Annotated in this window: 10 protein-coding genes and 1 tRNA gene; 3 read left to right on the plus strand and 8 right to left on the minus strand. The window is 35.8% G+C overall.

Annotated elements, in window-relative coordinates:
- Window positions 1–10: 10 nt before the first annotated feature.
- The 3 genes from CQ022_RS08830 to CQ022_RS08840 all read left to right on the plus strand — a co-directional run bounded on the left by CQ022_RS08830 (window position 11) and on the right by CQ022_RS08840 (window position 3,599).
- Window positions 11–1,852, plus strand: coding sequence for a lysophospholipid acyltransferase family protein (locus CQ022_RS08830; protein ID WP_105681053.1), 1,842 nt, complete (start codon window positions 11–13; stop codon window positions 1,850–1,852).
- A gap of 109 nt (window positions 1,853–1,961) precedes the next feature.
- Window positions 1,962–2,034: transfer RNA gene (locus CQ022_RS08835), tRNA-Phe, on the plus strand.
- Between the two features lie 215 nt (window positions 2,035–2,249).
- Window positions 2,250–3,599: a DUF3472 domain-containing protein gene (locus CQ022_RS08840; RefSeq protein WP_105681054.1), complete on the plus strand. Its 1,350-nt coding sequence runs from the start codon at window positions 2,250–2,252 to the stop codon at window positions 3,597–3,599.
- A gap of 98 nt (window positions 3,600–3,697) precedes the next feature.
- Here the strand turns inward: CQ022_RS08840 and CQ022_RS08845 are convergent, their stop codons facing one another.
- The 8 genes from CQ022_RS08845 to tssD form a co-directional block, all read right to left on the minus strand.
- Entirely contained in the window at window positions 3,698–4,894 is a 1,197-nt protein-coding gene (locus CQ022_RS08845; RefSeq protein ID WP_105681055.1) for a hypothetical protein, read from the minus strand.
- Between the two features lie 50 nt (window positions 4,895–4,944).
- Window positions 4,945–6,177, minus strand: a complete 1,233-nt coding sequence (locus CQ022_RS23175) for a hypothetical protein (RefSeq protein ID WP_228421504.1) — start codon at window positions 6,175–6,177, stop codon at window positions 4,945–4,947.
- 8 nt (window positions 6,178–6,185) lie between these two features.
- Window positions 6,186–10,445 carry a peptidoglycan DD-metalloendopeptidase family protein gene (locus CQ022_RS08855; protein ID WP_105681056.1) on the minus strand — a complete coding sequence of 1,420 codons (4,260 nt, stop codon included), beginning with the start codon at window positions 10,443–10,445 and terminating at the stop codon, window positions 6,186–6,188.
- Window positions 10,446–10,463: 18 nt separating this feature from the next.
- Window positions 10,464–11,258, minus strand: a complete 795-nt coding sequence (locus CQ022_RS08860; protein WP_105681057.1) for a hypothetical protein — start codon at window positions 11,256–11,258, stop codon at window positions 10,464–10,466.
- Between the two features lie 32 nt (window positions 11,259–11,290).
- Window positions 11,291–11,773, minus strand: coding sequence for a hypothetical protein (locus CQ022_RS08865; RefSeq protein WP_123864409.1), 483 nt, complete (start codon window positions 11,771–11,773; stop codon window positions 11,291–11,293).
- Between the two features lie 48 nt (window positions 11,774–11,821).
- Window positions 11,822–13,180, minus strand: coding sequence for a DUF3289 family protein (locus CQ022_RS08870; protein ID WP_105681059.1), 1,359 nt, complete (start codon window positions 13,178–13,180; stop codon window positions 11,822–11,824).
- Between the two features lies 1 nt (window position 13,181).
- A complete protein-coding gene (locus CQ022_RS08875; RefSeq protein WP_105681060.1) occupies window positions 13,182–15,062 on the minus strand; it encodes a type VI secretion system Vgr family protein in 1,881 nt (626 codons plus the stop codon).
- A 128-nt stretch (window positions 15,063–15,190) separates the two neighbouring features.
- Complete coding sequence (gene tssD, locus CQ022_RS08880) at window positions 15,191–15,595, minus strand: type VI secretion system tube protein TssD (protein WP_105681061.1); 405 nt, start codon at window positions 15,593–15,595, stop codon at window positions 15,191–15,193.
- Window positions 15,596–15,597 lie beyond the last annotated feature (2 nt).

Raw genomic sequence — 15,597 nt, forward strand, 5'->3', positions numbered from 1 at the left:
CTAAACACACATGAGTTTAATTTCGAAAAACGATCTGATCCAAGCTTCCGGCTTAAATAAAATTGGGTTTCTCAAGAACCCGATAGCATCTGCTGTGATGAGCATTGCTAAAATAAACGAAGTAAATAAATTATACGATAAATTAAAAGACAAGGAAGGCAAAGACTTTTTCGACTCATTTGTGAGAGAAAGAAACCTAAGCTACGTAGCTTTTGAAGAGGATCTGGCAAAGATTCCGAAAACGGGACCGTTTATTCTGGTTTCCAATCACCCGCTGGGTGCTATTGACGGGATTTTAATGTGCAAGGTCTTATCAGAGGTTCGTCCGGATTTTAAGGTAATGGGAAATTTCCTTTTGGAAAAGATCAAACCTATGGAGCCGTATGTAATCGCTGTAAATCCTTTTGAAAACAGAAAAGAAGCTTACAGCAGTTCTTCAGGAATGCGTGAAACCCTCAAGCATTTACAAAACGGAGGCTGCGTAGGTATTTTTCCGGCAGGAGAAGTTTCCAACAAGAACAATCCTTATGGAGAAATTTTAGATAAGGAATGGGAAAAAACGGCACTTAAGCTTATCAGAATGGCTAAAGTGCCGGTAGTTCCTATGTATTTCCACGCTAAGAACAGCCGACTTTTTTATCAGGTGGCTAAACTTCACCCGAATTTGCAGACTCTTATGCTTCCAGCAGAAATGATGAATGACAGGGAAAAACCTATCAGAATCAGAATCGGGCGTCCTATTACTGTAAAGGCAATGGACGAAATGGAAACGATTGAGGAGTTGGGAGAGTTTTTGAAACGTAAGGTTTATATGATGAAATCTTACTATGAAAAGAGAAAATCTCTTGCTCAAAGTATCAATCTCCAGAATTTATCTGTTAAATTTCCTTTATTGAAGGAAGAAAACATTGTTCAGAATATCATAGATGAAACTCCTCTTGAAGACATTATTAAAGATGTTGATAAATTGAGAGGAACGGATAAAATGCTGTTCAGTAACGGAAATTATGAGATCTACTTTACGACTTATGAGGAAATTCCTTCTATTATGAGGGAAATCGGACGTCAGAGAGAGCTTACTTTCCGTGCGGTAGGTGAAGGAAGTAATCTTCCGTTTGACCTGGATGAATATGATAAACATTACCACCATCTTTTCCTTTGGGATAATGGGGAGAAAAAACTGGCTGGAGCTTACAGAATGGCACTGGGTAGAGAGGTAATGAAGAAATACGGTATCAAAGGCTTTTATACAAGCTCTCTATTTGAGTTTGAGCAGGACATTCATCCTTTCTTTAAAAAGGTGATTGAAATGGGACGTGCCTATATCTGCCAGGAATATCAGCAGAAACCACTTCCACTCTTCCTTTTATGGAGAGGAATTGTACATGTATGCCTGAGAAATCCTGATCATAAATTCCTTATGGGTGGTGTGAGTATTTCCAACAAATTCTCAGAATTTTCAAAATCACTGATGATCGAATTTATGCGTTCAAATTATTTTGATTCTGCAGTGGCTCAGTATATCACTCCAAGGAATGAATACAAAGTAAAGCTTCGTGACAGGGATAAAAACATTTTCTTTGAGGAGATGGAATCTGACCTTAACAAGCTGGACAAGATTATTGATGACCTTGAGCCTGAATTGAGACTTCCTGTTCTGATCAAAAAATACATCAAACAAAATGCTAAAGTAATTGCTTTCAATGTTGATCCCAACTTTAATGATGCGATTGACGGATTGATGTATATCAGAATCAGTGATCTTCCGGAAAACACGATCAAACCGGTATTGGAAGAGATGAGTGAACAGATCAGAAAAGAGCAGGAAAATAATCCGACTGATAATCAGTAAGTTTTTAACTTTATTCAAAAAAAGTACGATGAATACTTGCTTTGTATACTAAAACTTACTACTTTTGCATCACTTTAAAACAACGAAGTAAGTCAAACAAAAATATAATGGTTTCTTAGCTCAGTTGGTAGAGCAATGGATTGAAAATCCATGTGTCCCTGGTTCGATTCCTGGAGAAACCACTTTAAAACCTCTAATTCATTTTAGAGGTTTTTTTGTTTTTTATCTATTCCTATTTTCTTACGCCTACCCCCTTTACTGCTCTAGTAAAATATAAGCTTCCTTACCTATTTGTCCAAAAAAATAAAAAAATTAATCAAAATTATGGGAATTATTTCTTCCCTATTTAATGAGTAAAGCTTAATTTAGTAGGAGAAACCTAATTACAAATACAATTATGAGAGTAAAATTATTAGCCAATACTTTTCTGGGTATTGCCACTCTGCTTATTTTTCAATCATGTGCAGAAACCCCTATGGCAACAGAGGACACCGTTGCAGCACAAAAAAATACCTCAGTTTTAAAAAACACGTCATCCTCCAACGTTCCGGTTGCAGGAAATTCTTTTTTAACAGTAAAACCTTCGGGAGCCAGCGAAGTGATCACCTCTACTAACTTAGGGAACTGGACCAACTCTAATACTGTCATCAGTACTTATTTCAGAGTGAGTAATACAGGAACATTAAACCTTGGATTAAAAGCTTCTGTCCCATCAGGAACAAGTGTTGTAAAAATAACAGTAGGAAATATATCCAAAAATGTGACTCTAACAGGATCTTCGAATAAAGAGTATACTGTTGGAGATTTTACCGTTTCTACTCCAGGTTATGTGAAAGTTGACCTTCAGGGAGTTTCAAAAACCGGAGGATATTTTGCAGATGTTACAGATATTACTTTCAGTGGAGCAGCTTCTACAGGAACCAATATTTACAGCAATGATCCGTCCTACTATTATTGGGCGCGCAGAGGACCTTCGTGTCATCTGAACTATGCTGTTCCAACAACCGATAATGTTAGCTATTATTACAACGAAGTAACAGTTCCTGCGGGAGAAGACAAAATCGGGTCTTATTTTATGGCTAATGGCTTCAGTGCAGGCTATTTTGGGATGCAGGTGAACTCTGCCACAGAAAGAAGGATTTTATTCTCTGTATGGAGCCCATTTGATACTGACGATCCCAATAATATTCCTACTGATCACAAAATTATTCTCAACAGAGCAGGTACCGGAGTAACCATCGGAGAATTTGGCAATGAAGGTTCGGGCGGACAAAGCTATTATAAATACAACTGGAGTGCCGGGCAAACCTATAAATTCTTATTAAAAGGGGAACCGGATGGCAGCGGAAAAACAGACTTCACCGCTTGGTTTTTATCTCCGGATGCCACCACATGGAAGCTGATCGCCAGCTGGAAGAGACCTCAAACCAGCACTTATCTGAAAAGCTTCTATAGTTTTGTTGAAAATTTCAATCCCGAAAATGGATATCAGGGCAGAAAAGCAGAATTTAAAAATCAGTGGGTAAGAACTTCCACTGGTAACTGGGTTGCCATTTCAGGAGCAAAGTTCAGTGTGGATAATACCTACAATGCACAACAAAGAATAGATGCAATGGGAGGAACTAGCAGTAATGCTTTCTTTTTACAAAATGGAGGATTCTTTAACACAACTGTTGCACCTGGCTCACAGTTTTCTGTTACAGCACCTACACAAGCTCCTAATATCAATTTTTCAACCCTTCCTTAAAATTTTATCCTAAACTAAAAATAATCAGCCAGCTACTTTAAATAAGAGCTGGCTTTTTTATCCTTTCCTTTTTAAAGATCTATTAGAATTTTCATAAATTAATCCGGTGCACCAACACTATCAAATCCTTCAGCATAGTTTATAACTTCTTTTAAATTAGGTAAACCATAGTAATTATTTCTTTGCATTTCTTCTTTTAACTTAGACCATTTAATCTTACTTCTTGAATCATCTTCAAAATATGCTCCTAAAATATTCCATCTAGGATCCCAGCCATCCTGATTCCTATGATTTTTTTTGAACAGGAAATCATAAGTGTTTGCCAGATAAGCTAGCATTTTAATTTTTTCACTTTCAGAATAATTACTGTATCCATTTGTTTCTAATAATTTTGAACTAAACTCCATTAATCCAAATAAATCTTTAGGATTTGAGCTCTTTTGATAAGTATCAGTCAAGCTCTGCAATATCCCATCTCGTATTTCTAATTCTTTATTACAATTTTTGGAGAATATAAGTTCACCTATTTTATGCTGATCTTTAGATTGAATATATTCATTAATAAGTATTTCATTAAATTTTGATTCTTTATCGTATCCAAAAAACTTGATAAGATTTTTAACGAAAACTTGATCATTCTGTACCAGCCATGTCGTGTATGATTTATTATTATTGAATAAATACATATTTCTAGCAACAATTGTTTTAATATTTTGCTTCCTTATATTTTTTAAATCAGCTATATCTTTCCAATAATATATCTTGACATCTGTTATATGGTTATTATTCTCAGCATCTTTTTCATATTGCAATAATTCATGATCTTTAGTATAATCCAGTATTTCTGGGATGCTGTATAAATCTGAAATGAAAAGTCCATTTTTAAAAACATACGTACTGTATGGGTTAACATCAATACTATTTGAATTTTTAAAAAGCTTAAAGTCTTTTGAACATTTGTCTTCAAAATTAATATGCAAATACTTTGATTCCGATCTCGGATCAATTATTCTATTGAATACTTTATTGACCGTATTAGCAAAGTCTTCTTTACCTGGCTTTTTGTATCCATTATCTTCTAATTCTTTTGATATGATAGATTCTGTAGCTTCTAAATCTTTTAATGTAAATTGATAGGTTGGATAATCTGTTTCACTTTTCTCTCCACTTACTCCGGCTGACAGCTGTGATTTAAGAACAGATAGAAAAGTGTTTTTTATACCCAATAATGTATTTTGTGAATAAAATTCACTCGATATTAAGATAGCCAGAGAAATTATAACCTTCTTTATCATTGTTGTGTTTTAAAATAAAAGCACAGTTAAATTTAACTGTGCTTTATATATTATTTTTTAGGATGCTGTTTTCTCCATTCTGTATAGTCCATAGGTTGGTATCCTGAACCGCAGCTTCCTTCATATTCGCACTCGCCTACATAATAAGCATCATAATCTGCATTATCCCACCACTCTTTAAATTTTGGAAGACTGAAAAAATTATTTTCTTTTATAACCTTGAAATCAGCATCATTCAAAAAATAACGAAGTCTAGCCATCATCTTATTATCATCATTAAATTTTTTATCATAATTATACTGTTCAGCAAAATATGCCAAGTTAGCCATTAGTTTTAATTTTTCATTTTTTGTAAGATCAGTGGATTTATCACGTCCCAAAAATTCTAAATAGCTTTTGATATTATCAATAATAAATCTATTTTCAGATGGGTCATTAGGTATATGAATTTTTTGTAAAAGCTTGAAGGTATCTGCATGCAGTTTGAATTTTCCATTACACACTTTAACCCAAAAAAGCTTACCAAAATCCCGAGGATCCTTTTCATCAAACTTTGTTCTTTCAATAACCCATTTTAAGAGAGATTCATTTTTTGTGTACCCAAATACTTTTACAAGGTTCTCCATAAACTTTGTATCGTTTTTAAGCAGCCATAGAAACTTACTATTATCATTGTTGAAAAGAAACAAATTTCTATAAACAACCGTTTCTGGTATATCTATAATTACTTTATCATTTTTAAGTTCAGTAAATTGTTCAACCTTTGGAAGTGATGTAATCGCCTTTATTTCATTTATAAAAAAAACATTATCATCATACATAAATTCCATGAGCTTTGCATTACTATCACAATCTGCAGAACTCATATTTTTACAATCTTGTATTACATACGTTGAAAAATGTGGATGCCGAAATAATACAGCACAGTCATTATTATCGTTGAGATTAAATATTTCATTTAATTTCAATTTATATTCCTCATTATTTAGTGGTTTGAAACCATTATCTTTTAATCCTTGTGCTAAAACAGGAATCATCAGATCAACATCTTTTTCGTTTATAGTATAATCTTCTTCCTCTTCAAATTCACTATTTTCAGAAGAATTAGAAACTAAATGCTTTTTGTAATATTCTTTAATTGCATATTCATCTATAATCATTGTTTTATTCTTTATAGTATCTTTTTTACTAATATTTTCCAAATTATTACTCGTTGAATTTTTCTGGCAGCTATGCAGATTTATCACCCCAGTAACAAGTATAAACAATATGTAATTTCTCATAAATAATTTTATTTTTTTCCTTCTTTCTTTCTGTCTTCTTGTACTTTTTTTTCTTCCGTTGTTAATTCGTCTTCATTTTTGTAATATACATAATATCCTGGATTAATTCTATTCTCAAGACTTGAACTTGATTTTGATGACGCAATTTCAAAATGTATATGAGGGCCACAAGTACCACCAGGAACTCCTGTTGTTCCAGCAATACCAACAACTACTCCTGCATCAACATCTTTTTCAATCTCTACTTTAATTTCACTTAAATGTGCATATTTAATATAAATATTACCTGTATCAACAAAACCTTCCCCTTGACTCTTTTCTCCTTCTCCTGAATATTTAAGACTGTAGTTTCTTTTTCTTTTTTTGAAAATCTGCAGTTGATCAGGCTTACTAATTTCTAAAATCACCATTTTCCCATATGCTCCAGCAGTTCCGGCAAAAACCACTTTTCCTGATAAACAAGCATATGCTTTTGTTGTACCATCATCAACGGCAAACAAATCTAATCCTTGATGAACACCAGAAGCTCTTGTCTGCGTACGAGTAAGTCCAAATGATGCATACTTTGGCCAATAACCTCCACTTTGCATGTACATTGTTATCTGAGGATTATCCACTGGTTCATGCCATCCCTCAGTTAAATCTATTACATCTCCTCCTTTACAAATGTTTTTATCATATTTAAACCATGTTTTTAATAGACCTAAATATTTTTTCCTTTCCGTCCAGCCGTTAGGGTCTTTTTCTAGTTTATGTTTGGGAGAATAACCATTAAGAACTTTTGATTGAAAATAAAAATATTTGCTTTCATCAACATTTTCCATAACAATTGCTATTTCATTAAGGGTCATACCCAATGCATCTTTAAAATATTCAGCTTTCCACCTAATTGCCTCTACATCTGAACTTGTTGAATATTTTACACTTTTTTTATTCACTGACCATAACCAACCTGCAGAGTCAACTGCATAAAATAAATCAGATGCAATTAATTCTGGATTTTTGACAAATTTTTCTTCATCCCCTGAATATTTTCCGTATTCTTTATACGGGCCGGGAGTATTGTAAAGTTTTTCTTCCTTCTTTTTTGTCCCTGTCATTTGTATCAACCCTCTACCCTTATAAATACTTTTACTTGACGCATGCTCACTTGGATATTCTTCAGCCGTATTAAATTCATCAGACTCATGAAATGCCTGTGCTAAAAAGGTAATTTTTTGAATACATTTATTGATACTATGTTGTCGAAATGCACTATTTAAAGCAATAGTAAATTTTTTAATACTTTTATCTTGTATCGTGCAATCTTTATGATTAAATATTGTTTCTGAACCTTTTATAGTTTTAATTATACTTCTAACCTCTTCTTCAGTAAAATCACGATTACAATAACATGCTTTCTGTTTTTTCACCTCCGCCATTTCCACCACTACCGGCATCACATCATTCTCAATAGCTTCAGGAGTTTCTTTCTGAGACACTTTAAGGCAGCCACTTTCATAAAAAATAAACTGTTTCCTAAGTTCCAGCATTTCTTCTTTCGTAAAGGGAGTTCCGTCTTTTTTGTAGGCTTTGATTCCCAGCTTTTCCATATCCTCTGTTCGAACCAGATCAGCAGGAAGTGTATTGTTGATGGTAAACTGGCTTTTTTCTATTTTCCAGACTTTCTTTTTGGGATCAGCGGGATCCTGCACCTGACGGGAAACCTGTGCTATATAGTAATCAAAATTTTTCGGTGGATTTTTCCATTCTTCTTTTGCTGTGAAGGAAACTTCCAGCAAGCCGTCTTTTCCTGTTTTTTCTTCGTTGTAGCTTTGTTTGCTTTCGTGGGTATAAGTGATATGGTCTGTTTCGTTTAAACCTTCTTTAGGGATTTCCTTCAAAACGTCAATCTTCAGAGTTTCTTCAGTCATATTGACAGTGTGTACCCAAATCTTGTGGGTTTTACCATAGAAAGTCTGCATCCGCTGAATATCTTTACCATCTTCAGTAGAGAACATGATGGAAACAATTTTCTGTTCAGAAGTAATGACAAGTTCTTCATTTGAATCCAGAACCTCCAGATAAGTTGCTGTAGCATCTACCACTACAGGACGTGTTCCCAGAATGGTAATATTACCCGGAAGCACAATATCAGCAGATGAACTCGCCTGAAGCTCTACCGTAAATACCAAACGGTAAGAAGGATTGGGATTTTCTGTTGTTTTGGGGATGGCTGCCAGCAATTTTTTCTTGTAATCATCATTCGTTGTGATAAGGAAAGACGCTTTGCCTTCATTATTAAGGGTAACCGTTTTTTCCTCCAGCATATATTTATCTTTCTCTTTATAGAAATCATCGCCTTCTCCTTTTACCCAGACTTTTACTTTTAAGGCCTGATTCTGAAGCCCATCCAGTTCAAGAAATCCATAGGTTTCTTCTCCAAATCCTGTTTCAGTGCGCTTCACTCCTGTTCCGTATGCCCAAAGTGCTCTTTTTACCGTAGGTTCTGAAACTTTTACTTTCGCTTCTATTTTCTTTCCATCGGTATAATCACCTGTTAAATAAGCGGAAATCGTATATTCTCCAAGATCATTGAATGTAATGGTTCCGTCTCCGTTATTGGTCACTTTATCCGGTACGTCTATTTTTATGGCTTCGTTTCCGGACAACGTAGTAATTCTTGCTGTTGCTGTATATTTTATTTTTGTTCCTTTTGGAATATTGGCTGCCGGAAAAGTGAATTTATCTATTACATTTTGAATCACCTCAAAATTAAAACAGTCTGAACCTGAGAATCCGGGTTGCTTTCCGGCTCCTATCGGATTAGCATAAGCCTCAAGCACATATTTTCCGAAATACTGATTACTGGCCAATTTTGCATCATTGTACAGAAGTTCAGCTACCTTTTTATTGATTGTACCTGTTCTGAAGGAAGGCGAACTTTCAAATAAGGCAACTCTTCCCACTCCTTCTTTTTTAAGATACCAATATACAGATGTCCCGGAAGGCATATAATTAACATTGAACCTGGAAGCCTGTACTTTAATCGTATCACTAAACCTCACCAAACCAGGTTCTCCTTTGACTCCCATTACACCCAGGCTATTCTCGATTTTCACTTCTATAGACTGAGGTTTTGGATCTGTAGGATCTGTAAATGCCTCTATGGTATATTTACCTGCATTTTTAAAGGTAAGAATAACACGATCACCAACTCCTGTAACGGAAACAAGGTGTGAAGAGGAAGCTCCGGATGAACTGTTATACAGCACTGCTGTTCCCTGTTTCACAGTCCATTGAACCGTATTTACAGGCATAAAGAATCCCTTATTAAGTATTTTCGCCTGATCGGTGGTACTGTTAAGTTTACGTTCAATAGATAAGGGTAAAGGAATATTAATCAGCGTTGAAGATCCGGGATTGACAATTTTCTTAACAAAATCCTGTATTACTTCTACATTGATAGAGCATTTGGCATCACCTGCTTTTTTACCATAGGCTTCCAGTCTGTATTTTCCTTCTGCAAGTCCATCAAATATTTTTCTCATGGATTGGCTGAAATTGCTTCCTAATCCGATAAATGTTTTTACTTTATCTTTGGTTCCTTCTCCTTTGAAAAGAGCCCAGATAATCTTTTTCTCATCTCCTTTAAACTGAGCTTTTAAATCCAGATTATCACCACCGAAAGGGTTTGTGATAGGAAACAAAGGACCATTCATTCCTTTGATATAGTAATAATTTCCGGTAGGCTTATCCGCTGGCACAGGTCTTATCATCGAAATTGATGTCACTGCTATACTTGCTTCAGAAGTGGACGATGAAGGCCATTGTGGGGAAGTATTGGCTACAGAAAATTCATCAGCTTCCTTTACATCTATTTGGGAAACATTATTAGCCTGTCCTGTAGTAGCGAAAGCAACAGTTCCCGGAACGCCATATCCCGGACAATTTCCTGTAGAATTCAACAACAGTATTTTCATACTCTTGTTGAATTCTACGTTTTCATAATAGCCTTTATATTTTATGTTGCATTTACCTTTACATGGATAGGTTTTCCCGTCTGAGCCTTTACAGTTTCCAAACCCGTTGCCTCCTCCGAAGCTGTCGGCTTTGTCATCAAGATAGGTGGCAACAGGCTTGTTCTGTGCAAAATATTTGTTTTTGCCCAGCTTTTTTTTCTGGCTTTTCACTTCCATCGGAACGGCGGTTCCATTGGAGTTGTTGGTTACAGAACTGCTGCAGTACGCAGTAGCTCCTTCTATAATGATGTATCCTTTATCCGCCATGTCATTTGTTCATAAAGTTTAAGTCATTGTGATCGTTTCCCGGTATACTGTTTTTTGTCCGTCTGACAATATAAAGTCAGCTTTCTTTTTGGAATACTGTTTTTTACGGGAGTTGTATTCCATTTCTATATTTAATTTTACCTGGTACTGTCCCGGCTGATACAGGTATTTTTTTTCCAATTCTTCTTTTATGATAGCAGGAACTTTAATTTCGGAAATAAAAAAAGATTCAAATCCGTACTCTCTCTGTTGGGCACTGATCATTCCGTGACATTCTATATCTCCGATTCCTTTGATATTCCATACAACAGATTCGTCACTTTTTCCTCCGTTATCTACATAATAAGGAGCAAACAAAAGAAGATTCCAGAAGGGTTCTTTCAGTTTATTTTTATAAAAGCCCGCTTCATCTTCAAGAGCTGACAAATATTGGTTTCTGAAAACATCTACATTCTGATACTTTTCCTGAAGCCCCGCTGTTTTGAGTTTCCAGTTTTCTATATTTTTCTGATGATCTACAGCTCCCAGAAAGCTTCCTTTTTCATCCACTTTTATTTCCAGCGGATAAGAACTCTGTTCCAGGATATGCAGGATTTCCATAAATTTATTTTCGGAGGGAAAAGAGGAATCTTCTACTTTTTCAATCAACCAGTTTTTGGTATGATCTTCATTTATCCTTTCCTGAACAGTAATTTTAAAGGATGAATAAAATCCTTTTTCTTCCCCGAACTGTATTTCAAGAGCATTTTCCACCTGATAATCATGGATTCCCGATGTATATTTCTGAAATGGTTTTACTCTTGTTTCTACCATACGCTGTGATTATTTATAAAAACAAGACGGTATTATTTACCACAGTTTTTGTTTGCTACAGTCTCTTCCGGCAGGTTGTAGAGATAAATTTTTTCTACGGTCCCTTTTTCACATTTACTTACCAGATAATTGGCTATATAATCCTGCTGATAGTGTGATATTTCTTCACCTAACAGCTCGCCGGCACTTTCTTTATTCGTAATAAAATATGAAGTATTGTCCGTTTTTCTATAAAAAACAAAGTTCAGTGAGGCCGTTTCAGGTTTCGCAAGTAACCTATTGTTTTTCAATTTGTTTTCTACATATTTTGTAATTTCTTTTTTCAAAATATTTTCAGTAGGTTCAGGATGATCTATAAGAATATAGTATGAAATTTTCACTGCGTTCTTATCATAAGCATTGGTGAAAGTCATATGATCAAGTGGAATAAAGTCATTCTTTTTCTTATCACAGCTCATCGCTATTAAAAGAAAACATACAATAGTGATAATTTTTATAGATGGTAAATACTTCATTTTTTATAATTATAATAAGGCTCATTAAAATGTAATGGCTATTCTTTGTTAATATTCTCCCGGTCTTCTTCTTCCCATATTTCGAAGATGATCCTGTCTTTCTTTTTCTGCTCTTCTTTTACTTTGGCGTTCTGCTTTGCCGATGGTGATACTTTCTTTAAATGTTTTTTCAAACTCAACTTTAGTGATAAAAGGTTTATACCCTCTGATATGCTGCAAAATAAACCAATATCTGAAACCAAGCAGATAGTAGTATTTCTTTTCAATATCCGGCATATCCAATCCAAAATGATCATATAAAACTACTTTATAAGTTGCATCATAAGTACCGTTAGCTGATTTATTGAATTTTGTCAGCTTCACTTCATATGCCCAGGTATCATTCATACAAATGGTAAGCCCTCCCATAAAAGTATCTTTCATCGTTGAAAACTGGGGATGTCCCCATCCTCTTCTTCCGAACTTTCCTACCTCATCATCTGTAAAGTGTATTTCATCATCTTCAATGGATGCAATGCTTCCATAGTTTTTCTTAATTCTGTCGGCAATTTCATCTTCCATACTTAGGCAGAATCGTTGATTTGAAGGATGGTTCAGCACATGTTTTGTGAGGATAGAATTGGTATATTCACCTCCTTCACTCCGTTTAAATTTTTCAATCATATCAAAGGCAACCGTTTCCAGTTCTCCGACTGAAAAAAGTGTTCCCACCATACGCTTGAAACCTGCCCATAATTCTTCGTCTGTTTTATCTCTGATCTCTGATTTGATCCAAATTCCTTTGCTTTCCACATCCTGCAAGGTGTACCGTGAAGGATACTGATTGGAAACTCCCAGACCATAGCACAGATCATCCGCCATGTTAACCCCCTTCCTATCTTTTCCTTTTATTTTAAATCGGTCAATATAAAGAGGTAATGGATTGGCTATTTTGACTTCAACGCTGACCTTGTCTATCGGAGTTTTAAAATAGGCATATACACGCATATCATAACAGGGAAGTTTCACCTGAATGGTCTCCGTATTTCCGGTGATTGAAGAGTAATCGAAAAAAAAGGGTATAGAAATTCCATTTATTTTTTCCTGCCATTGAAGTTTTTTATACTCGCTCTTCGTTGCAGATCTGTTAAAAGTCGCTTTGAACCAGTATTTTTCACCTTCCTTGGGTTTTGCTATTTTCCCTCCATTATCATCTAAAGGGCCTTCTACCTTTGTTACTAATAATGTATTGTCTTTTTTCGCCTGATACTCATCGAATTTCTTGCCTCCTTTTTTCCCGTAAAAGGTGTTTTCCTGAGGAGATTTAAAATCCAAAGTCCCCTTGGAAGCATCTTTCATAATATGTTCTGCTTCCTTGTAAGATCTCCCAAAGACATTCCGTACAATATTTCCGCCTTCACCTGCCATATTACTGCATTTTTACCTGTTTACCACTATTGATAAGTACTTCCTTGGCACTTTCCACATTAATAGCATCTTTTGTACTAATGTAAGAGCCAGCCTCCATATTTTCTGTAATATTTTTAGCAGTAGACTTTCTACCAGCCTCTGCGGTTTCAATAATATTGCTTGCTGTCAGATTGTAATCATCATTAGCGGTTTCCGTGATATCTTCTCCTGCCATAATATTTACATTTCTCTGGGCAGAGGCAATGATATTTTTTCCGGCATTAATCTGCACATTTTCTCCGGCTGTGAAGGTTATATTTTTGGGAGCATTCACAATGATATTCCCTTTTCCATCCATGAGATAGGTATTTCCGCTAGGATCTTCAATGAAAATACTTCCTTCCTGATCGTTAAAAATGACTTTATTACCACTTCTCGTTTGAATAGACTTAAGGTGATTATTGATACTTCCTCCCAATGCCACCTGTCCATGGAACATTCCTCCCATAGCAAACGGAAAATCCGGATGATGATATTCAAAACCGACCATAACCTGATCTCCTACTTCAGGTACCGCAACAAAACCTCTGTTTTGAGTAATCATGTCTGTTCCTCCTGCATCAGGGCTCATCATTCTGATAAAATGGGTAGTGTCAGGATTTTTCTGCCAATCGAATCTCACCTGTATTCTTCCCTGATTGAGAGGATCGGTATTGGAAACAACAGTGGCCACCTGCGGCTCGGCTTTAGGCTGTATGAATTCAGGTTTTGGCATAAAGCCTGTTCCTTCAGCAATGGCTTCAAAACTGCCATTATAATATCCTCTGGCATTGACTTCATGGTTCACTTCAGTAACCGTAATTTTTGTAAAGTAAGACGTCTGGCTGGTATCCGGCTTCCGCATTTCAATATCGGCAAGGCAGCCCGGATACAGAAAGGGAACCGTAGTATTTCCCGAAACAGTAAATACTTCTACAGCAGCACTTCCCGCGGCGCTTTTCTGAGAGTCACTTACATCCACAAACATATTGGCATTGATAGGAGCCGGAGAAAGTGAACGGGTTTTAAAGATATTGTTGTTAAGTTCATAAGCTTTGGAAGGAATTTCTCCCAAATGTCTGATATTATTTTCAGAACCTTCCATTTTTGTATGGCTGCTGCTGTTATATCCAAAAAACTCAGGATTGGTGTGTACAGCATTCAGTTCTACCTGAACATCTGTTGCATTGCTTCCATAGACAAGTCGGATCGGTTTTTCAGAAGGCGGAAGCTTCCCAAAATGAAGAACTTCTCCATCGTAGTAGAACTGTTCTCCGTATGCTTCTGCAGTTCGTGCAAGATAGTTATAGTGGGTTTCGTTATATTGTGAACTATAATTGATATAGCTTTTGTTCTGCGTATCTACTCTGAAATCAAATTTCTCTGATCCTAGTGCTTCTTTAAGTATTTTATTGGCGATAATTCCTGTATTGACAGACTGATCTCCTCCAAAACTTTGAGTATGGGGAGCGGCATCCATGAGAATAGTAGGACTTTGACCTCTCAGTACTATATTCCCCAGGCTCATTTTTTCCTGGCTGAATGCAGCTTTGGTGATTACCCCTACAAAAGTTCTTTCCGGGCTTTCGCTTTCATAATCTTTATATTTGAAAACAATGGTAATCCTTTTTCCCAAAAACTGGCGGGCTTGTTCCAGGGTGTGGTTTTGAGCTTCTCCAAGAGAATCATGGGCGAGAATAAGTTCAAAATTGTGATGGCGTCTTGCACTTTGCTGTAGGCGAAAATGCTTGAAGTGTTTGATAATCTTGCCTTCAATCACAATATCCAGTTTCACCACACGGTTGATTCCGGGAATATGATTCTCTGAAATCTTATCGGAATTCGAGGCATTTTTATTCATAGTGATTAGGTGTTTTTTTTCAGAACTTCATTTTAAATAAACAGGAGTTCTATAAGGTTAAAAAAGGCAGAACAGCATCCCATAAACCGGGTGTACTATCCTGCCTGATATTTAAATTCTGAATAAGCTTAAGAAGGCCATGCTCCGAAGTAAGAAGAATTCCCCAGATCTATCTGTTCTGCACTTATCACAAAACTGATATACATACTGTTGTCATCTACAGCATCGAAATCTACTTCATGCTGAATAACATAGCCGTTGTTCCACTTCAGGGTTGTTAATGTTCCTTCTTCGTGAGATTTATTGAAAGTGATCTCACCTACGGTAGGCTTATATTTTCCGTTCAGTAAACTTTCCAGAATGTCTGATTTTTCAGTAGCTTCCACCGTGATTTTGATAAGAGCGTTGGAAGGGTCTGATGCTACACGTCCTGATACGTCTGTAGATCTTGATACGCTGTAGTTAAGCTTTAATAACTTTTGTCCTTCACCGTTGTTGAATTTTAAAATTCCTCTTGAATTTCTTTCTGCCATGA

Origin of the sequence: Chryseobacterium culicis (assembly GCF_002979755.1) — a bacterium.
Classification (GTDB): Bacteria; Bacteroidota; Bacteroidia; order Flavobacteriales; family Weeksellaceae; genus Chryseobacterium; species Chryseobacterium culicis_A.